The organism is Candidatus Alcyoniella australis (genome assembly GCA_030765605.1).
GTDB lineage: Bacteria > Lernaellota > Lernaellaia > JAVCCG01 > Alcyoniellaceae > Alcyoniella > Alcyoniella australis.
In genome coordinates this window covers 24,693-45,195 of record JAVCCG010000001.1, presented here as the reverse complement: position 1 = coordinate 45,195, position 20,503 = coordinate 24,693, and the positions used below count along the sequence as shown (strand labels likewise).

The following is a 20,503-nucleotide window of genomic DNA, read 5'->3' as shown; positions in this document are numbered from 1 at the left end:
TCAACGAAGCGAATCGATTTCGATTAAAAATCGGCCTCGGATTTATGCCGAGAGAAGAGGTGTTGTTCGAGGTGGCAAGGTGAGGAGTTTATGAAAACCCTGAGGCAATGCGCCGCTCGCCTTATACACAAAGATCGTTTTAACGATCTTTACCCATTTCCCCCGATCTTTGGTCGCGGAGAGGCACATTGGATTACGACCAGCGTTCTGCGCGAATTTTGCTGTAGCTCAAAGCTGCCGACGCGAAAAAGGTCGTGGCGTTACGGCCAGCGAACTACGCGAGCCATGCAGCGGCTCCAAGCCGCCCCTGCTACATCTTGTCCTTGAAGAAGTTGCCCAGGAACGCGTTGTAGCGGCCGCGCTCGGCCTCGGGCAGTTTGGACACGTCCAGATCGCGGTGCCAGCGCTCCAGCTTGTGTAGATCGCCGCTGGTGCTGAAGTCGATGCACTGCGTGGGGCAGACGTAGGCGCAGGCGCCGCAGGCCAGACACTGCGAATTCTGCTCGTCGTAGGGCGGCACCACCCGACGCTCGTAGCCGCGCCCCTCAAAGCCGATGGCGGCCACGCCAACGATCTGTTGGCAGGTGCGCACACACAGGCCGCAGAGAATGCAGTCATCATCCTTAATGAGCATCCGCGGGTGCGGCGCGTCGACGCCGTACTCGGCGGCGAGCTTTTTAACGACCGGCTCATTGGGACAGCGCGCCAGCAGCAGTTGCAATACTGAGCGCCGAATGCGGCGCACGCGCTCGTTGTTGGTCGATACGCTGATCTCGCGGCGGATCGGGAAGGCGCAGGAGGGGACCATCCGTTTGCGGCGACCGTCGTCGATCTCGACCATGCACACACGGCACACGCCGTAGGGCGCGAGATTCTCGTTGTAGCACAGGGTCGGAATATGAATCCGCAGCTGCTCGGCAGCCTGGACGATGGTGGTGTCCTGCTCGACCTCGATCGAACGGCCGTTGATGGTGACTTTTACCTTCTGGGGAGTGCTGTCCACCTGCCCCTCCTATCTCTTCTCGATTGCGTCGAACTTGCACGACTCGATGCAGGCGCCGCACTTGATGCACTTCTCGAGGTCGATCTTGTGCACCACCTTTTTGGCGCCGCTGATCGCGTCTACCGGACAAACGCGGCGGCACAGGCCGCAGGCCGTGCATTTATCATCGATCACGCGGTACTCGATCAGGGCCTTGCACACGCCCGCCGGACACTTGTGATCTTTGATGTGCGCCTCGTACTCGTCGCGGAAATAGCGCAGCGTGGTCAGCACCGGGTTGGCCGCGGTCTGACCCAGGGCGCAGAGACTGGCGTCGGCCAGGCACTGCCCGAGATCCTCAAGCAGCTCGATGTCGCCCGGCTGCCCGTTGCCCTCTTTGATCTGGGTCAGTACGTGCAGCATCTGGTGCAGGCCGTCGCGGCACGGCGTGCACTTGCCGCACGATTCTTTGGCCAGAAACTCGGTGAAGTAATGGGCGATGTCGACCATGCAGGTCTGCTCGTCCATTACGATCAGGCCGCCCGAGCCCATCATCGAGCCGACCTCGTAGAGCTTGTCGAAGTCCACGGGCAGGTCCAAATGCTCGGCCGGAATGCAGCCGCCGGAGGGTCCGCCGGTCTGCACGGCCTTGAACTGCTTGCCGCCGGGAATGCCGCCGCCGATCTCGTAGATGATCTCGCGCAGGGTGATGCCCATCGGCACCTCGACCAGACCGGTGTTGTTGATCTTGCCCACCAGCGAAAATATTTTGGTCCCCTTGGAGCCCTCGGTGCCGATGTTGCAATACCAGTCAGCGCCCTTGTCGATAATGATCGGCACGTTGGCCCAGGTCTCGACGTTGTTCAGGTTGCTGGGCTTGTCATAGAGCCCGGACTCGGCCATGTGCACGAACTTGGCGCGCGGCTCGCCGGGACGCCCCTCGATGCTGGCCATCAGCGCCGAGGATTCGCCGCAGACGAACGCTCCGCCGCCGCGGTTGATCTGCAGATCGAAGTTAAAGCCGCTGCCCAAAATGTTCTCGCCCAGCAGGCCGTAGTCGCGCGCCTGCTGCAACGCAATGTTGAGGTTGATCACGGCCAGCGGGTACTCGTTGCGCACGTAGACGTAGCCCTTGCTCGAGCCGATGGCGAACGCGCCGATCAGCATCCCCTCGATTACCAGATGCGGGTTGCCCTCGAGCAGCGAGCGGTCCATGAACGCGCCGGGGTCGCCCTCGTCGGCGTTGCACAAAATGTACTTGGGCTGCTCCTGTGCGGCCGCGGTGCTCTCCCACTTGACGCCCGCGGGGAATCCGCCGCCGCCGCGTCCGCGCAAATTGGCGCGCTTGACCTCGGCGACCACATCGGCGGGCTGCATCGTATCAAGCGCCTTGGCCAACGCCTGGTAGCCGTTGATCGAGAGGTAGTCCTCGATGCTGGTGGGGTCGATCTCGCCGTTGCGGCCGAAGACCAGCCGGCGCTGGAGCTTGTAGAACGGGATCTGCGACTCCTCGACAATCGTGCTGCCGTCGGGATTGGTCCACAGCAGACGCTCGACCAGGCTCTCGCCGAGCACCGATTGCTCGATCACCTCGTCCACGTCGTCGACAGTCACGTGCTGGTAGAAGATATCCTTGGGCTTGATTACCAGCAGCGGACCGCGTTCGCAGAAACCGTGGCAGCCCGAGGCGCGAACCTCGACCGTTTCGCCCAGGCCGCGCTGCTCGATTGCGTCCTTGAACGCCTGGTAGACCTCGAAGCTGCGGTTGGCGCGGCAGCCGGTGCCGGCGCAGACCACCAGCGCGGTCTTACGCTTGTCGCGATCCTCGGCCAGCCTGCTTTGAAGCGCATTTAGCTCGTCTCGATTATTCAGGCGCGGCATGGCTTACTCATCCTTCTTTTCGGCCCTGATGTTTTTCAGCAGCTTGTCAATCTTGGAGAGCGTCATGTGGCCGTGGTACTCGCCGTTGACTGTAACTACCGGCCCCAGGGCGCAGGCGCCCAGGCAGCCCACGCGGTCCAGCGAATATTCGCCGTCCTGGCTGGTGCAACCGGTGCGGACCCCGAGTTCGCGTTCGAACTTCTCGAGAATCAGCTGCGCCCCACGCACGTGGCAGGCCGTGCCCAAGCAGACGCTGATGTGGTTGCGCCCCTTGGGCTCGAGGCTGAACGTCTCGTAGAACGTGGCCACGTTGTAGGCCTCGCTCAGCGGCACCTTGAGCTGCTCGGCGAGGTATTTCAACGCCGGCTTGGGAATGTAGTTGTACTCGGCCTGGATATCCTGGAGCACCTGGATCAGCGCGCTCTGTTCCCGGCCGTAGCGCCCGATAAACTCGTCGATGCGTTGGCTTTCGAATTCCATAAGCGTCTATGCCCCTGCTTTGGTGCGCGCGCGGATTTCTTCGTATTGTTGATGCACGTCGCACTCGAGCTGCTTGACGAACTCGGCGTCGTTCTTCAGATGACGGAAACGCCCCTGGGCGAACAGGTATTCGTCCAGCGGCTCGAAATCCTCGATCTCGTGGGTCAGACTCCACTTGCCGTCCACCACCTCGTACAGCGGGAACACGCCGGTATCGACCGCCATCCGCGCGAGTTTGATCGTGGTGTCCGCACCGCAGCGCCAGCCGGTGGGGCACGGAGCAAAGGCGTGGATAAACGCGGGGCCCTCGACCGCTGCGGCCTTGCGCAGCTTGTCGATCAGGTCGAAGGGATGCGCCGGGGTGACCGTGGCCACGTACGGGATGTGGTGCGCCGCGGCAATGTAGCCCAGGTCCTTCTTGCGCGAGAACTGGCCCTTGCTGGCCTTGCCCGCGGGGCTGGTGGTGGTCGAGGCTCCCATCGGCGTGGCGCTCGAGCGCTGGATGCCGGTGTTCATGTAGGCCTCGTTGTCGTAGCACAGGTAGATGAAGTCGTGGCCGCGCTCCAGCGCACCGGAAAGGCAGCCCATACCGATGTCCGCGGTGCTGCCGTCTCCACCGATGGCGATGATGTTGATCTTGCCGCTGTCGGTGAAGTGCCGCTTGCGCCGCGCCAGCACCTTGATGCCGGCCTCAATGCCGCTGGCCACTGCCGCTGTGTTCTCGAACAGCGTGTGCACCCACGGGATCTCCCAGGCCGAATGCGGAAACGGACTGACCACGATCTCCATGCATCCGGTGGCGTTGACCACGATCGTGTTGCGTCCCAGGGCCTTGGCCACCTGGCGCAGCACGATCGCCGGGCCGCAGCCTTGGCAAGCGCGGTGCCCGGGGGTGAAGAACTCGGAACGGGGCAGCAGCCGCGCAGCGTAGACGTTGTAGTCGCTCACTGTGCCACCTCCCTGACGTTGTGCAGTTCGTATTCGGGAAGCTCGCCCGCCTCGGCCTGAGCCATCGAACGCTTGAGCATCTGGACGATGTGCAGCGCGCGCACGTCGCGGCCGGAGAGCCCGGCGATCTGACAGGCGACCTGCGGCCGCTTCTCAAGCGGATAGAGCGCCGAGCGCACCTCGGAGGCCACCGGGCCGCCGGGGCCGCCGGCGCACAGCGCGCGGTCGATGACCAGCACCAGTTCGGCGTTTTTAAGCATTGCGCGCAGATCGTCGAACGGGAACGGCCGCCAGACCCGAATGTGAACCAGCCCGGCTTTGATGCCCTCGTTGCGCAGGGTGTCCACGGCGCCCATCGCGGTCTCGGCCATGCCGCCCATCGCCATCACGATCACCTCGGCGTCGTCCGCGCGGTAGCTCTCAAGCGCGTGGTAGCGCCGACCGAAGACCTTTTCAAAATCGGCGAACACCTCGTCGATCAGCTTGCGGCTTTGGATCAAGGCCACGTCGCGCGCCATGTGCGCCTCGGTGTAGATCTCGGGGATGCCGATCGGGCCGATCATTACCGGGTCGGCGGGATCGGCGCGCAGTTGCGGCTCGTAGGAGGGCACGAAGTCGCGCACCAGCTTGGGATCGGGAATCAGCATCGGCTCGACCACGTGACTGACGCTGAACCCGTCGAGGTTGACCCCGGTGGGCAGCAGCACGCGTTTATCCTCGGCAACCTTGAAAGCGCAGATCGTCAGGTCGAACGCCTCCTGGCCGTTCTCCGCGAAAAACTGCAACCAACCCACGTCGCGGATCGACATGATGTCCGAATGGTCGCCCCAGATCGAAAGCGGCGCGGAAAGCGAACGATTGACGATCGTCATCACGATCGGCAGCCGCAGCCCGGAGGCCACGAACAGCACCTCGTTCATCAGCGCCAAACCCTGACTCGAGGTCGCGGTGTAGGTCCGCGCACCGGCCAGCGACGTGCCCAGGCAGGCCGACATCGCCGAGTGCTCGCTCTCGACCGGGATGTACTCGGCGTCGAGGTCGCCGTCGGCCACCATCTGGCTGAGTTCCTCGACGATATGCGTCTGCGGCGTAATCGGGTAGGCGGCGATCGCCTCGACCTCGAGCATCTTCACCGCCTCGGCCACGGCGAAGCTGACCTCCATGCCGATCCGCTTGTGGTTGGCCTGTTCAGCGCTCATTGTCCCACCTCCGGGACCATTTTGATCGCGCCGGTCGGGCACTCGGCAGCGCAGATCCCGCAGCCCTTGCAGTAGTACTCGTCAACGTCGTAGAAATCGTCGAACGGGCAATCGGCCTTGGGGCTTTTGCGCGGGAAAGGCTGGCGGCTGTGGTCCGGACACAGAAGCCAGCACCATCCGCAGGAGATGCACTTGGACTCGTCGGTCACCGGCCGCATCGAGCGCCAGTCGCCGGTGCGGTACTCCTTGGCGTTCCCCGCATCGGTAATGGCGATCCCGAGACTGAGATCTTTCCAACCGGGTAGCTTTGCCATCTGTTTCTCCTAGGCTTTCTCGAGCAGCGCCTGTTCGAAGGCCCTGCTCATCACGTCGAAGTTGCGCGCGGCAAGTGCGCCGAAGCGATGCTCCAGCGGCGCGCGCAGGCTCTCAAGCTCGACCAGGTTGCGGCCCTTGAGCATCGCGCCGAGCATCGTGGTGTTGGTGATCGGACGCTTGAGCACTTCCATTGCGATCTGCGTGGCGTCGACCAGGCAGATCTCCGAACGCAGTTTGTACTCTTGGCGCAGCTCCGCAGCCGATCGGCCGCTGTTGATCACAACCAGTCCGCCCTCGCGGATCCCGGCCTCAACATCGACGATCGAGAGCAGCGCCTGGTCGAGCACGATCACCACGTCGGGCTCGTAGACCTGCTCCCGCGAGCGAATCTGCTGCTCGTCGATGCGTGCAAAGGCCAACACCGGCGCGCCGCGGCGCTCCGGTCCGAAGCTGGGGAAAGCCTGGGCGTACTTGCCCTCGCCGATCGCCGCCTGGGCCAGCAATTCGGCCGAGGTCACGGCACCCTGGCCGCCCCGTCCGTGAAAGCGAATCTCGATCATTTTCCGGCAAACCTCATGATAAATGGAGGATTCATCTTAATTTTCTAAACACGGAAAAGCGGAGTGTCGCGCAGCGCGATATTAAACGCCGTACCGCGAGGATGTCAACATATCGCGCCCCGTTACAACGCCACCTTTATCCGCCCATCGGCCCCTAATAACAGTAGTTACGATTACACACCGTTGGGCCGATCCTCGATCGGATCTGAGAGCACCATGTTGTCCACGTGCACCAGCTCGTCCGCGCCGGATACGCCCAGCAGCGCCTCGATCTCGCTGCCGGCATGGCCCATGACCTTGGCGCACTGCTCACCGGAGTAGTTGGCAACCCCGCGGCCGACCTCGGTCCCGCACTGCTCGACGATCGCGATCAGCTCGCCGGCCTTGAACGATCCGCGCACCTCGATCACCCCGCGCGGCAGCAGACTAGTGCCGCCGCGACGCAGGGCGCTGGCCGCGCCCTGGTCGATCACCAGCGCACCGTTGGGCCGACTGCCAAAGGCGATCCAGTGCTTGCGCGAGCCCAGCTGCTCGGTCGCGGGCAGCACCAACGTGCCCAAATCTTCGCCGTCGAACAGCCGTCGCAGCACATCGGGCTCGCGACCGTGGGCCACCACGGTCGGCACGCCGTAGCGCGCCACGATCTTGGCCGAGGCGACCTTGCTGGCGATTCCGCCGCGGCCTGTCATCGAGGGCTTGGGTTCGCCCACGCGCTTTGCCAGTTCGTCGATATCGCGGATCAGCGGCAGCAGCTTGGCGTCGCCGCCGCGCGGATCGGCATCGAAAATCCCCTGCTCCACCGAGAGCATCACCAGCAGGTCGGCCTCCACCAGATTGACCACCAACGCGGCGAGCTTGTCGTTGTCGCCGCAGGTGATCTCCTCGGTGGCCACGGTATCGTTCTCGTTGATTATGGGCACGAATCCGCGCTCGATCAGCACGCGCAGGGTCTGACGCGCGTTGTTGAAACGCGCACGCGCCGAGAGTCCCGATCCGGTGAGCAGCACCTGGGCCACCTTGCCGTTCCAGGTGGCGAAGTAGCGCTCGTAGGCCTGCATCAGCGCGCTCTGGCCCACGGCGGCCGCGGCCTGGGTCTCGGCCAGGCTGCACGGTCCCGCGTTGAGCCCCAGCCTGCCGCGACCGGCGAGAATCGCTCCCGAGCTGACCAGCACCACGCGCACGTTGCGCGAGCGCACGCCTTGCACGTCGCGCGCCAGCTCGGCCACCCGCGCCATGCTCAGCCCGCTGTTGTCAGCGTCGGCCAGCACGCCCGAGCCGACTTTAATCACCACGGTGCGCGTCTGGGACATCAGCTCGCGGCGGTCGAGGGTCACAGGTACTCCTCCCAGCCGCGGTCCTTGAGCTCCTGGAACACGCGTTTGATCTCCTGGGCGCGCTTGCGGTCGCAGACCAGCACCGCGTCGTCGGTCGTAACCACGACCAGGTCGTCCACGCCGATCAGCGTCACCAGCTTGTCCGCCGAGTGTACGATGCAGCCCGATGAGTCCAGGGCCAACAGCCGACCGACGTTGACGTTGCCGCTCTGGTCCGCCTCGAGCAGCTCGGCCAGGGCGGTCCAGGCGCCCAGGTCGCTCCAGCCGATATCCACCGGAATGCCGCGCAGGTTCGACGCATGCTCCATCACTCCGTTGTCAATGGACTGCGGCTCGATCTGCGGATAGATCCGCGCCAGTTCCGCGTTGAACTGCTCGTCGTCCGCAGCATTGCGCAAGATTGCGATCTGCGCGCCGAGCTGCGGCATGTGTTGGTCAATGGCCGCCAAAATCGCGCGCGCGGAAAAAAAGAAGATCCCCGCATTCCAAAAGTGACCGCCGGAATCGATCATCTGTTGGGCGCGTTCGCGTTCGGGCTTCTCAATGAAGCGCACAACACTGTGCAGCGGCTGATCCGCGATGCGCTCGACCACCTCACCGAACTCGATGTAGCCGTAGCCCGTGGCCGCCTCGAACGGCTCCACTCCCAGGGTCACCAGCACGTCCTGAGCCTCGGCCGCAGCGTATGCGGCCTGCGCCACGGCAGCGAAACTCTCGGGCTTGCCGATCAGGTGATCGGCCGGGAACACGCCGAGCACCGCATCCGAATCGCGGCGCTCGATGGCGGCCGCGGCCAGTCCCACGCAGGGCGCGGTGTTGCGTCGCAATGGCTCGGCCAGCACGTTTTCCGATTGCAGTTCGGGCAGCTCGTCCATGCACTGTTGCGCGAGCTGCTCGGAGGTCACGATCCAGACGTTCTGCGGACCGACGATTTGGGCCAGGCGCTCGAAGGTCTGGCGCAGCAGGGACTGCTCTCCGGTGATCGCCAGCAGCTGCTTGGGCTTATTCTCTCTGGATCGCGGCCAGAAGCGCGTTCCCGTGCCCCCGGCCATAATCACGGCGTGTCTCACTTAATCCTCCAAAGAGTTAAGTATCGTAATTCAGCCGCCCGTTGGCAATCTCCGGCAGGACTGTAATCGGAACACAAGCCAAATGGGTGTGGATAATAATGTTGGATAACATTATTTGGTAGGCGCGAGCAGCGCCCGGCTTAGAGCCGGGCGGGCACCTCTAAGGTGCCTTCCCCCCTTGCGGCTCGATCCACTCGGGTTCGGGCGGCTTTTCCAGCAGCGCTACGGCCGCCTCGACCAGCTCGGGCAATCCCTGCTGCTGGTCGGCGCTGATCAGTAACGTGCGCACGCCGCGATCGGCAAATGCTTCCTGTGCGGCACGCGCCGCGTCCAACCCGCCGGGCAGGTCGATCTTGTTCAGCGCCACCACCCGCGGCTTGGTAATCAAGTCCGGGGAGTAGGATTCGAGCTCGGCGCCGATGGCGTCGTAGGCTGCCAACGGATCTTCGCGCTGGGGATCGAGCACGTCGATCACGTGGATCAGCGCGCGCGTGCGCTCCACGTGGCGCAGGAACTGCAATCCCAGGCCCGCGCCCTCGCCCGCGCCCTCGATCAGCCCGGGCAGATCGGCGAGCACGATCTCGCGGCCGCCGGGAGCAACGTGGACCCCGAGCAGCGGGCTGAGCGTGGTGAACGGATACCCCGCGACCTTGGGCCTGCGCCGGGTGAGCTTGGAGAGCAATGTGGACTTGCCCGCGTTGGGAAAGCCAACCAGTCCGATATCCGCGATCAGTTTGAGCTCGAGCAGCAGCCAGCCTTCCTGGCCCGGAAAGCCGGGTTCGAACTCGCGCGGCGCTCGATTGGCGTTGCTCAGAAACCGCGCGTTGCCCCGACCGCCGCGTCCGCCCTTGGCCGCCACCCAGGTCGCGCCGGGCCGATCCAGGTCGGCCAGCACAGCGCCGCTCTCCGGATCTTTAACAACCGTGCCCGGCGGCAGGTGCACGATGCGGTCCTCGGCCTTGCGGCCGTGGCGGTCCGAGCCCTTGCCGTGATCGCCGCGATCAGCGCGTATATGCCGATGAAAGCTCAGGTCGATCAGCGTCTGCTTGCTCAGGTCGGCCTTGAAAATCACCGAGCCGCCGTGGCCGCCGTCGCCGCCGTTGGGCCCGCCGCGCGGCACGTACCTCTCCCTACGGAACGATACGCAGCCGTTGCCGCCATCGCCCGAGGCGACCATCACTTTTACTCGATCAACAAACTTCATGGTTCGATCATAACCTGAACAATGCTCCGGGCGCTGAAAAGAAAAACGGACCGGCCCAGGGGCCAGCCCGTTGTCGCTGTTTAATTTGTGATCGCTCAGGATTCGGCCGACATCTCCTTGACGCTGACCTTGGTGCGGTCCTTGCCCATCCGCTCGTAGCACACCACGCCGTCGATCTTGGCGAAGATCGTCCAGTCGCGTCCCACGCCGACGTTGGCGCCGGGGTGAACCCGAGTGCCGAGCTGACGAATCAGGATCGTGCCCGCGTTTACCTGCTCGCCGCCGTAGCGCTTGACGCCGTAGCGCCGACCCGCCGAGTCCCTGCCGTTGCGTGAGCTGCCGCCTGCTTTTTTATGAGCCATTGCTTACTCCTCAGGCCTCGATCTTGACGATCCTGATTTCGGTATACGGCTGACGATGGCCGCGCATCACACGAAAGCCGGTGCGACGCCGCTTCTTGAAAACCATCACCTTCTTGTCGCGCCCCTGTCCGAGCACCTCGGCGGTGACCTTGGCGTTGGGAACGTAGGGCTTGCCGACCTGCAGGTCGCCGTCCTTGGAGATCATCAGCACCTTGTCGATCACGAGTTCGGCGCTGTCCTCGGCCTCGATCTTATGGATCTTGACCACGTCGCCCTCAGCGACCTTCAACTGCTGTCCACCGGATTCTAATACCGCGTACATGATTACACCTTGTGTTACGGGCCCCGATCAAAAAAGAACCGGGCTCGAGCAATTAGAGCGCGGATTTTTACACCCTTTGGGTCCCGTATGTCAAGGGTCTATCGCTGCCGCGCGGTCGGTCGGATAAAAAGAACCTTGCCGATGTTTAATAATCCGGATGCGCAGTGTACCATATAATACTACCTGTACTGTGTTTGAAACGTACAGGCGCGCGTTCCAGTTCTGGATTTGTGCGCCCGTGCAAGCGGTGGACACCAGGGAGATCACGTAATGGCAACGTCGAAGCATACGATATCAACAGCGATCCTTTGCCTGGCGCTAATCGTCGGCCTCACCGCCCCGGCGGCAGCCGACAGCCTATCGAGCATCGCGGGCTGGCCTTACGGAACAGTGGACGCCGAGGGGCTGGGCTATTCCGACGCCCTGGCCGTGGACCAGGAGTGGCCGATTTTCCCGCGCATCGGCGAGATGATCTACCCGGTGCTGGGCATGCCCGCGATCACCGAGCCCGGCGGCGAGTTGACCGTGCTGATGGCCGCGCACTTCGCGGACCGGCTGCTCGATCCGGACAGTTGGCGCGGATACATCACGACCCGCGAAAGCGACCCCTACAATGAGGAAGAGAAGGTCGGCGACGCCGTGGCCCAGACCTATCCGCTGAGCATCGAGTCCGTGGACTACTTAGAGGACTGGGGCGTGTACCAGCTTGGCTGCCGGGTCAACGGAGGAGCGCCCGCCGACGCCTACTCCGTGCGCGTCTCGACGGTATTCTTCGCCGATAAGCAGCTCAACGCGCTGCACGTTGTACGCGAGATCTCGCCGGACCTGACCTTCGCCCACATCACCGACGTGCACATCGACGACCCGCGCGGCGCCTCGGGCGGCAGAATGCTCAACTCGGCCGACTTCCCGGGCTACACCGAAGATGACAAGCAGCTGGTATCGGCAATCGTCGGCCAGCAGATCAGCGAGCTGAACCTGCTCAAGCCGGCGTTCGTATTGCTCAGCGGCGACCTGGTCTACGGACTGGACTACGTCGAGGAATACGGTAACGCCTACGATCTGCTCAAGAACACCCAGGTGCCGATCTTCATGGTCCCGGGCAACCACGACGGCATGGCGAGCATGGTCCGCCAAGCCGACTGGCAGTACGACGGTCTGGACTATTTCCGCCGAACTTTCGGCCCGCCCTACTACAGCTTCGACTACGGCCCGCTGCATGTCGTCGGCCTGAACACTTACGACGGCAGCCGCGAGCGCCGCAATTCGCTGCCGCTGCCGCCGCTGGCAAGCCCGGTGGACAACTACGGCGGCTTCATGACCCAGCCGCAGCTCGATTGGCTCTACGCCGATCTCGAGGCCAACGATGTGGAAGGCCGACAGACGATCGTCTTCGGCCACCACGATATGCGCGGCCCCTACTCTCCCAACACCAAGTTCCCGGCCAAGCCGCTGGGCCTGACCAACGACGAGTGGAACTACGACAGCGAGGTCTGGGACTCGGATCCGGCCGACCCGATCAGCAACGAGACGCCGGAGGTCAACACCGGCGTGCTGGCGCTCAAGGCGTTTGTCGACCACGGCGTGAGCCACGTGTTTCTGGGCCACGTGCATTCGGACTGGGTCGACGTATTCGAGCCCGGCGACGAACTGATCGACTACGAGGGCCGGTCCACGGGCATTGCGACCCAGGGGCCGATGCGCTGGGTGCACACCACCACGGCCTGCTCCTCGATCTACACCGACATGGACTACTGGGGCTACCGGCTGATCGACGTTGAGGGCGGGATATTGCGCGACGTCGATTTCTCGGCCGAGAATTCGCTGCAATCGCTCCCCGCGGGCAACGTCTGGACCCTGCCGCTGACCTACAACGACGGCACCACTAATGTGGTCGAGGTGCTGGCCAACAACTCGCTGTTCCAGCCGGTGACGATCAACCTCGAGTTCTACATGCGCGGCGATGGCACGGGCTACCGCGTTTACGACCTGTTTACTCAGACCCAGCTGCCGATCGTCGACCTGGGCTTGGGCGACGAGGGCGAGACCGTAATCTACGCCCGCGCCGCACTGCCCGCCGCGTGCGAGGCCGCGCAGTTCCCGCCCCAGCCCTGGCAGGGCGGGCTGCACACCATCGTCGCCGCGCCGGACACGGACAACGCTCCTCCCCTGGCCTCCATCGCCGTCGAGCGCGTGGACCACAAGCGGGGCCTGTTCGTGGTCTCGGCCGAGGACAGCTTCGACCCGGACCAGGACGACCGCATCGTGCGTTACGACTGGTTCATCAGCTCCGAGCGCTTCTCAGGCGACCGGCTGACGTTTCACGCGCCGGGCCAGGGTTACTACATCGTGCAACTGATCGTGATGGACGAGCACGGCGCCCAATCGCAGAGCCAGACAACGATTAAACTCGAATACGATGAGGACGAAGAGGAAGAGGGCTGCGGCTGCCAGACCGCGAAAAACGGCCCAACTTCCGCAACGCTGATATTTGTTTTGCTCGGCATGCTATTTCTGCTTGTTGCTCGACGGAGGGCATGAGATGCCAAAACGCCTGTCAATCGCGCTACTGATCGTCGGCCTGCTGGCCGCGCCCGCGGCGGCAATCGACATCCAGAACATGAACCCGGCGCTGACCACCACCGGCCTGATGTCACTGTACAACTCCGACACGTTGGAGATGGGACAGTTCAGCCTGGGTTACCTGGCCAACTACGCGGGCGAGCCGCTGGTGTTCTCGATCGGCGATCGCGGCGATCTGGTGGCGGTCGAAAGCCTGTTCGCCAACCACGTCTACGCCTCGGTGGGCGTGATCAAGCGCCTGGACGTAATGCTCGGCGGCAGCTACAACATGGTCGCCAGCAGCGGTCAGGGCGCGGTCGGGCTCAAGGGCTTTCCCACCAAGGATGCCGACGGCAACGGATTTGGCGATCTACAGGCCGCGCTGAAGATCGGCATTCTCGAGAACAGCCCGGACGGGATTTTCGGCATCGCACTGGTGCCCTTCGGCTCGTTCGCCACCGGCGACGACGCACTGTACATCGGCGCGGGCGCCAACGACTTCGGCGCCAAGCTGGTGCTGGACAAGCGTTTCGACATGGTCAACATCGTGATCAACGGCGGATACCGCTATAAGGGAGCCACCGACGAAATCGAGCCCGCGGGCGAACTGCTGTGGGGCATCGGTCTGGACATCGCGGCTCACCGTCGGATCGACCTGTTCGGCGAGACCTTCGGCAAGACCTCGGATTACGGCGTAGAGGGAATCGACGCCGAGATGCCGATCGAGGCCCAGGCCGGTATTAAGATCTATCCCGGCGCGGGAATCGCGCTGGTGCTCGGCGGCGGTGCGGGTATTACCCCGGGCATCGGCAGCCCGTCCTACCGCGGGTTCGCCGGACTGAGCTTCACCTACCCGCCGCTCGAGCGGCCCAGTCGCGCGGCTTCGGCATCCGCGTCGGCAGCGCCCACGGCCGACCCGGATCGCGACAACCTGACCAACCTCGAGGAGAAGCAGGCCAACACCAATCCGAACAATCCCGACAGCGACGGCGACGGACTGCTTGACGGCGAGGAGCTCAAAGTTACGCTCACCGATCCGCGCGATGCCGACAGCGACGACGACGGCCTGTCCGACGGCCAAGAGGTCAAAATCGCCAACACCGATCCGCGCAACGTCGATACCGACGGCGACGGCATCGAGGACGGCCGCGAGGTCAACGAGCTCAAGAGCGATCCGCTCAAGGCCGACACCGACGGCGACCGCATCGCCGACGCAACGGACCAATGCCCGCTGCAGGCCGAGACCTTCAACAACTACCGCGACGACGACGGCTGCCCCGAGGTCGAGATCGACCGCCGCCCCAGCGGCGTGGTGCTCTTCGCCGAGGAGATCCGGCTGCCCACGCCGATCGTTTTTGCCCAGGGTAGCGACAAGCGCGTATCGGCCGAGAGCCTGACGATGCTCAACGACATCTCCAACATCCTGATGGCCCATCCCGAGCTGACCGTTGAAATCAGGGTGCACACCGACGATGTCGGCGAGGCCGACGAGCTGCAGCAGCTCAGCGAGCGTCGCGCTCAGACCCTGCGCAACTACCTGGTGCGCCGCGGAATCACGGCCGGACGGCTGAAGACCAAGGGCATGGGAAGCGCCGAGCCGATCGCCCGAGTGGAGTTCCTGGTCATTAAATAGCCTTGCTCCCTGTTGCCGACGGGCCGGGCTTGAGAGCGGAGCGAACCGCCCTGCCCGGCTCGCGGCTTTAAGACGCCGCTATTGAGAGTAGAATGTGAGCCGCAGCATAAGCCTGATGAACAGTCCGGGTTAAAAAAGTCCATGCGCAATCCTATCCGATCGATTCGTGCGGGATTGGCCCGGCTTGTCTCGGAACACGTCAGCCCATGGCGCATCGGACTGGCCGTGGCCGCGGGCGTGATCATCGGGCTGACGCCCTTTTACAGCCTGCACACGCTGATGACCCTTGGCCTGGCCTACGCTTTGCGATTGAACAAACTCGCCTCGCTGCTGGGCACTCAGGTCAGCAACCCGATCATCGCCCTGCCCGTGATCTACGCCTGCGTACACGTAGGCAACCGGATTCTCTACGGCGCTTGGTACCACGTCAGCTTCTCCGATTTCAGCCTGGTGCAAGCCAAGGTGCTGTTCCTGGATTGGCTGGTCGGCGGACTGGTGCTCGGTGTGCTGCTCGGCACCCTGCTGGGTCTGTTCAGCGCTTGGCTGGTTGTGCGGCGCCGTAAACGGCTCGCCGCTAGGACCCAAGATCCAGCAGCGGTGGGGTCCGCGAAGTAGATGCCCAAAACCTCGCTGATTTTGATTATCGTCAATCAACGACCCCTGCGCGGCCACGGCCGCGTGAGATAATTGATTGATGTGCGCCAAGCTCCTGTAGTACTATTTTCAAAACATAAGGGGCCCTTGAGGAGAAACACTATGTCGAATTATAAATGGTTCAGCCTATGGCTGGTTATCCTACTGGCAATCGCCATGCTGTTTACGGTGACTTGCTCGTCCGATGACGACGACGACGATCATTCCGGCGACGATGACGACGATGATGATGACGACGATGATGACGACGACGATGATGACGATGATGTTGTGGTCGATTACGCCTGGGCTGTAGGCTTCAAGGGAACCCTTGCACCCGAGGGCAACGAGCTAACCGGCCTGACCCTACAGCGCGACGCCAAGGGCAGCTGGAGCGAGGTGGCCGTGCCCGAACGCGCCGAAGGCGTATCCTGGACCCTCGACGCCGTGGATTTCGTATCCGCAACCGCGGGCTACGCCGTTGGCAACGACGAAGATGTGGGCATCGCCCTGCAGTATACGGGCAAGGGCTGGGCTGATATCGACTTCAGCGGCATTACCCTTCCCGAGTCCTTCGAGCTTCACGACGTCGACTTCTGTTCCGCGGATTTCGGCTTCGTAGCCGGCCGCGACGGAACCCAGGCCCTGATCTATCGCTACAGCAACGGCACCTGGAGCGACGTGGCGCCGACCTATCTAACCGACTGGTATCTCAATACTGTAACCTGTATCTCCCAGAGCGAAGCCTGGTTCGCCGGGGCCGAGTTCCCCACAACCGGCGGCAAGACCGGCCTGGTGCTCAAGTGGACGAACGAAGGCTTTGGCGAGCCCTACCTAATGCCCGAGATCTCCGCCGATTGGGAATTCTACGCCCTGGGCATCAGCCCGGATAAGGCGATCGACTCGTTCGTCGCGGGTTACAACACGGCCGGATCCGAGTCGGTGACCATGATCTACAAACCCGAATTCGACACCTGGGAACTGACTCCGCCGCTCTTCTCAATCAGCGACGTTAACATCGGCTCGGTGACCCACACCGGAGACGCGGTGCTGATCGTGGGCAATGACAACAGCGGCGCCGCCAGCGGCGGACAGGTCGGCTTTGTCAGCGGCGAAAGCTTCGAGGAGATCCCGCCCGACTTGGCGTACGACACCTGGGCTCTTATCGGCGGCACCCTTGACACCGCTAATGTGCCCTGGGTCTGCGGCGTTTACTTCGACACCGAGCTGGAACAGGGCCGAGGAATCCTCACCAAATATACTGGCGACTCCTGGTCCGACGAGACCCTGCCGACATTCGAGGACACGATCAGCGTCCAGCTCAACGACCTGACCGTTCACTAGTACCAACCGCGAATTCAACACTAAGGGCGGCCATTGCGGCCGCCCTTTTGCAGCTTGGAGCTGCCGCAAAACTCGCGATCGTACCAGTCTCGTGGGTCAACGACGCTCGCCGCGACGTAAAGCGGCTCAGCGGCAACAACCTGCGCACCCTTGATACAGCTTGGAGCTGCCGCAAAACTCGTGATCGTATTAGTCTCGTGGGTCAACGACGCTCGCCGCGACGTAAAGAGAACCAACCGGTAAGAGCTGGATTAACTGCGGCTGGAAGCTGCCGCAGCAGTGGAAGCTTGATGATTAGAACTAGTGGGTGACGCCGATGCCCAACGGCTCCCAGTTCGAACTAATCTGCGGCAGGTCGATCTGAGACCACTGTGCGCCGTTCCAGTACAGGGCGATCCCCTGGTCGTCCTGCACGGACTTGCCAACGGCGTAGGCCTCGGTCTGGCTGACCATGGCGATATCGTTGAGCAACCATTGACCGTCGACGTCCGGCAGATCCTGTTTCTCCCAGTCGCCGACGTTGAAGCGGTAGACGATCCCCTTGCCCAGGCTCTCGCCGCAAATAAATCCCAACGAGCTGCTGATGAAGTTCACGCCGTTGAGCTCCATCCGCGTGTCCTCAACGTCGACCTGCTGCCACGGGCCCTCGGACTTATACAGCGTTACGGGCCGCGACACGGTCCCCGAGTTGTCCACGCCCACGCTCCATACCGCGCCGGTTCCGGCGAACGATACCGCGTGCAGTTCCCAGTCGTCGGACACGTCGGGAAGAGTGTAGTCGATCCACTCCGCGTCCTTCCAACGCAGGATCACGCCCTGTCGGCTGCCGTTGCGACCCGAGTGGCCCACGGCAAAGCCGTTCTCGTTCGAGAGCATGTCCAGGTCGAGCAGCTCCCACTCCGATCCGACCTGCGGCAGGTCGCGGTTGTGCCAGCTGTTGCCGTCGTAGTGCAGTAGCAACCCCACCGGAGAGGCGAGATTCTCTTGGTCCGATCCCGCGGCCACCACGTGGTCATCGGCGATGTCCACGGCGTTGAGCGACCATTTTTCAGGAGCGCTCGAGGGGGAGATCGAGCTCCATTTCTCGCCGTTGAAATAGGCGATCAGCCCCTGATACTCGGATAGCAGGTTGCCCACCGCCACGGCGTAGTTCGCACCGCCCACGGCGACTTGCTTCAGGTCCCAGTTGCCGTCCGGATCGAGGGGGTCGAGCCTTTTCCAGCCGTCCTGCTCGCGTTGCAGCAGCACTCCCCGGCCCCCGACCCAGTCTTTGCCTGCGATCCAGACCATCTGCCCGTCGTCGTCGTCGCCATTATCGTCGTCGTCAATAACGTCGTCGTCGGATTGATCGACTGGGGTCGAAGTATCCAGACAGCCCAGGAACGGAACTGCGCACAGTCCCACAACGCAAAGCAACACAAAGCAGACTACGAGCCCGTAGCGTCTCATCGGATGAGTCTCCCAAGAAGCCTAAGTATTTGCTTTCATAGTATGCACCACCGATCAAGTGTCAACAATTGACTGGCGTAAAAAGGGCGTGCTAACCTCCGCAGACTATGGGTAGAGCTTGGCGATATCTGCTTGGTGCGGCCGTAATCGTTTTGATTGCCGGCCTGCTGCTTAACTACAACAGCCCTGCGCCCTTCCAGGCGTTCGACGATCTGAACGACGGACAAAAAGCACAGATTCTCGAGCTGACCCGCGCCTGCCTCGCGGGCGAAATCGACGATCAAGGATTGGCAAACGGGCTGCCCGATCTGCCTCCTGATAACGGCCGGGCGGCAGTGGTCGTCACGCTCTGGCCCGCGTGGGAAATGCAGGAGCTGCGCCGCTCGGTGCAGCGCGCCAGCGAAATCGCACTGCGACACATTGACCCCGAAGCGCGCGCGCTCAGCGTTGCGCCGCCCGAGCCGACCCGGCTGCGCGCGGCCGCGTCGGGCGAGAGCTACGCCTCGGCCCTGGCCGCGTCACGCTCGGCGCTGATCGACATCGGCCTGGATCCGCGGCTGCTCGACTGCTATCGACTGCAGGTCGAGCTGGTGCGCGAGATCGACCGGCTGCGGCTGCTCAGCGACTTCTTCACCAACCGTTCGTTGCAACGCGGCGTGAGCGGCGTGGCCTGGTCCGACGGTCAAGCGCTGAGCTGCGCCATGCCCGACGACTCGGTGCGCCTCGAGCTGCACCCGCGCAACTTCATCTCCCGACTCAAGGCCGGGCGCGGGATCGAGATCCCGCTGCAGCTCGACCAGGGACTCTACCGCTTTCGCACCGACTCGTTCATCGAACATTTCCCGGGGCGCGGCGTACAGTCGATCTACCGCGTCGGCGGCCGGATCGACGAGATCTCGCCTGCACAGATCGAGCGCGCCTGCCTGATCGGCGGCGACTTTCTGCTGCGGCTGCTCAAGCCCAACGGCAAGTTCTACTACCGCTACTACCCGCTTAGGCGCAAAACCGCGCGCGACGACCCGCAGGCCCTGCTCGGGCGCTACCTGATAGGCGACGGATTCGACGATAAGGGCTACAACCTGCTGCGGCACTGCGGAACCACCTACTCGCTGATGCAGCTCTACGACGCCACGGGCCTCGAGCGCTTCCGCGAGGGGGGCGAGCGCGCCCTGGGCTGGATGCTCAAACGCGCGGTGCCGATGCCCGGAGTTCCCGGCGCGCTGGTGATGCTTGAGGACGGCCGCAATCAGGCCAAGCTCGGCGGCGCGGGTCTGGCGATCCTGGCCCTGGTGGCCCACGCGCGGGCCACGGGCGACATGTCGCACAAGGACGCGATGGACGGCCTGGCGCGCGGGATCTGCCAGCTACAGCTTCCCAACGGCGACTTCATCAACTACGCCTCGATGAACCCGAATCGGCCCGCCAAGAACCGGCGCTCGATCTACTACCCGGGAGAGGCGATTTTCGGCCTGGTTCGGCTCTACCAGCTCGACGGCAATCCGCAGTGGCTCGAGTACGCGCGGCGCGGCGCGGATTTCCTGGTGCACGACCGCTGGAAAGTCCTCTGGATGCAGATGTACGTGCCGCCCGACGCCTGGATGATGCTCGCCCTGGAAGAGCTGCACGAGGTCACCGGCGATCCGGCCTACCGCGACTACGCCTACCTGCTGGCCCAGAACATGATCAAGGATCAGTACCTGACGCGCGCGCCGTTCCCCGACTGGCTGGGCGGCTACAGCACCAGCCGCAAGCTCGACCTGTGGATCGGGCCGGTGAGCACGCCCAACGTCACGCCCGCGGGCAGCCGGATGGAAGGCTTTACCGCGGTCTACCTGCTGGCCCAGCGCGAGGGCGACCGCGAGATGATGGACCGCATCTACCGCACGATCCGCGCCGGCACCACCTTCCAGATCTCAACGATGATCCGGCCCGAGACCGCCTTCCTCTACCCCGACCCGTCAATGGCCCTAGGCGGCTTTCGTCACAACAGCTCGTACAGCAAAATCCAGATCGACTACAACCAGCACAACATCTCAGGACTGCTGATCGCCCGCCAAATCATGCTCCAGCGCGAGGCACTTTAACAAAACTCGCGTATCACCAGGTTTTTTGTAATACAGCGTGCCTCTCCGCGACGGCACCTTGGCAGCATGGCTCGCGTACAACCACAGTTGTAATACAACAGCCCGCCCCACGAGCGGCAGGACGCTGATTCTAGATAAGAT

The 20,503-nt window shown here is 63.3% G+C and carries 18 protein-coding genes; 5 read left to right on the top strand and 13 right to left on the bottom strand.

Going from position 1 to position 20,503, the window contains the following annotated elements:
* Positions 1–310: 310 nt before the first annotated feature.
* From P9M14_00200 to rplU, 12 genes are all read right to left on the bottom strand, one after another.
* A complete protein-coding gene (locus tag P9M14_00200; GenBank protein ID MDP8254143.1) occupies positions 311–1,003 on the bottom strand; it encodes a 2Fe-2S iron-sulfur cluster-binding protein in 693 nt (230 codons plus the stop codon).
* A 9-nt stretch (positions 1,004–1,012) separates the two neighbouring features.
* Positions 1,013–2,863, bottom strand: coding sequence for an NADH-quinone oxidoreductase subunit NuoF (locus P9M14_00195; GenBank protein MDP8254142.1), 1,851 nt, complete (start codon positions 2,861–2,863; stop codon positions 1,013–1,015).
* A gap of 3 nt (positions 2,864–2,866) precedes the next feature.
* Positions 2,867–3,343: an NAD(P)H-dependent oxidoreductase subunit E gene (locus tag P9M14_00190; protein ID MDP8254141.1), complete on the bottom strand. Its 477-nt coding sequence runs from the start codon at positions 3,341–3,343 to the stop codon at positions 2,867–2,869.
* Between the two features lie 6 nt (positions 3,344–3,349).
* The gene (locus P9M14_00185) at positions 3,350–4,291 is read right to left on the bottom strand and encodes a thiamine pyrophosphate-dependent enzyme (protein MDP8254140.1); all 942 of its coding nucleotides are present in this window, start codon (positions 4,289–4,291) and stop codon (positions 3,350–3,352) included.
* Positions 4,288–5,490 carry a transketolase C-terminal domain-containing protein gene (locus P9M14_00180; protein ID MDP8254139.1) on the bottom strand — a complete coding sequence of 401 codons (1,203 nt, stop codon included), beginning with the start codon at positions 5,488–5,490 and terminating at the stop codon, positions 4,288–4,290. Before P9M14_00180 ends, P9M14_00185 begins: the two co-directional genes overlap by 4 nt.
* Positions 5,487–5,804, bottom strand: coding sequence for a 4Fe-4S binding protein (locus tag P9M14_00175; GenBank protein MDP8254138.1), 318 nt, complete (start codon positions 5,802–5,804; stop codon positions 5,487–5,489). Before P9M14_00175 ends, P9M14_00180 begins: the two co-directional genes overlap by 4 nt.
* A gap of 9 nt (positions 5,805–5,813) precedes the next feature.
* A complete protein-coding gene (locus P9M14_00170) occupies positions 5,814–6,365 on the bottom strand; it encodes a 2-oxoacid:acceptor oxidoreductase family protein (GenBank protein MDP8254137.1) in 552 nt (183 codons plus the stop codon).
* Positions 6,366–6,538: 173 nt separating this feature from the next.
* On the bottom strand, positions 6,539–7,699 hold the full coding sequence (gene proB, locus P9M14_00165; GenBank protein MDP8254136.1) for a glutamate 5-kinase: 1,161 nt from the start codon (positions 7,697–7,699) through the stop codon (positions 6,539–6,541).
* Entirely contained in the window at positions 7,696–8,769 is a 1,074-nt protein-coding gene (locus P9M14_00160) for a mannose-1-phosphate guanylyltransferase (protein ID MDP8254135.1), read from the bottom strand. Before P9M14_00160 ends, proB begins: the two co-directional genes overlap by 4 nt.
* 160 nt (positions 8,770–8,929) lie before the next feature.
* Positions 8,930–9,973 carry a GTPase ObgE gene (gene obgE / locus P9M14_00155; GenBank protein ID MDP8254134.1) on the bottom strand — a complete coding sequence of 348 codons (1,044 nt, stop codon included), beginning with the start codon at positions 9,971–9,973 and terminating at the stop codon, positions 8,930–8,932.
* Positions 9,974–10,068: 95 nt separating this feature from the next.
* Positions 10,069–10,335, bottom strand: a complete 267-nt coding sequence (gene rpmA, locus P9M14_00150; protein ID MDP8254133.1) for a 50S ribosomal protein L27 — start codon at positions 10,333–10,335, stop codon at positions 10,069–10,071.
* A 10-nt stretch (positions 10,336–10,345) separates the two neighbouring features.
* Positions 10,346–10,657 (bottom strand): 50S ribosomal protein L21, encoded by a 312-nt coding sequence (rplU, locus tag P9M14_00145; GenBank protein MDP8254132.1) that lies wholly within the window; start codon positions 10,655–10,657, stop codon positions 10,346–10,348.
* Positions 10,658–10,927: 270 nt separating this feature from the next.
* Between rplU and P9M14_00140 the strand changes: the two genes are divergently transcribed.
* The 4 genes from P9M14_00140 to P9M14_00125 all read left to right on the top strand — a co-directional run bounded on the left by P9M14_00140 (position 10,928) and on the right by P9M14_00125 (position 16,829).
* Positions 10,928–13,198, top strand: a complete 2,271-nt coding sequence (locus tag P9M14_00140) for a metallophosphoesterase (protein MDP8254131.1) — start codon at positions 10,928–10,930, stop codon at positions 13,196–13,198.
* A 1-nt stretch (position 13,199) separates the two neighbouring features.
* Positions 13,200–14,852 (top strand): OmpA family protein, encoded by a 1,653-nt coding sequence (locus tag P9M14_00135; protein ID MDP8254130.1) that lies wholly within the window; start codon positions 13,200–13,202, stop codon positions 14,850–14,852.
* Positions 14,853–14,993: 141 nt separating this feature from the next.
* On the top strand, positions 14,994–15,467 hold the full coding sequence (locus P9M14_00130) for a DUF2062 domain-containing protein (protein ID MDP8254129.1): 474 nt from the start codon (positions 14,994–14,996) through the stop codon (positions 15,465–15,467).
* 141 nt (positions 15,468–15,608) lie between these two features.
* Complete coding sequence (locus tag P9M14_00125; protein MDP8254128.1) at positions 15,609–16,829, top strand: hypothetical protein; 1,221 nt, start codon at positions 15,609–15,611, stop codon at positions 16,827–16,829.
* A gap of 300 nt (positions 16,830–17,129) precedes the next feature.
* Here P9M14_00125 and P9M14_00120 read toward each other — a convergent pair whose 3' ends face one another.
* Positions 17,130–18,278 carry a hypothetical protein gene (locus P9M14_00120; GenBank protein ID MDP8254127.1) on the bottom strand — a complete coding sequence of 383 codons (1,149 nt, stop codon included), beginning with the start codon at positions 18,276–18,278 and terminating at the stop codon, positions 17,130–17,132.
* A gap of 152 nt (positions 18,279–18,430) precedes the next feature.
* On the opposite strand from P9M14_00120, the gene P9M14_00115 reads away from it, so the two are divergent.
* The gene (locus tag P9M14_00115) at positions 18,431–20,362 is read left to right on the top strand and encodes a glycoside hydrolase family 127 protein (GenBank protein MDP8254126.1); all 1,932 of its coding nucleotides are present in this window, start codon (positions 18,431–18,433) and stop codon (positions 20,360–20,362) included.
* Positions 20,363–20,503: the final 141 nt, after the last annotated feature.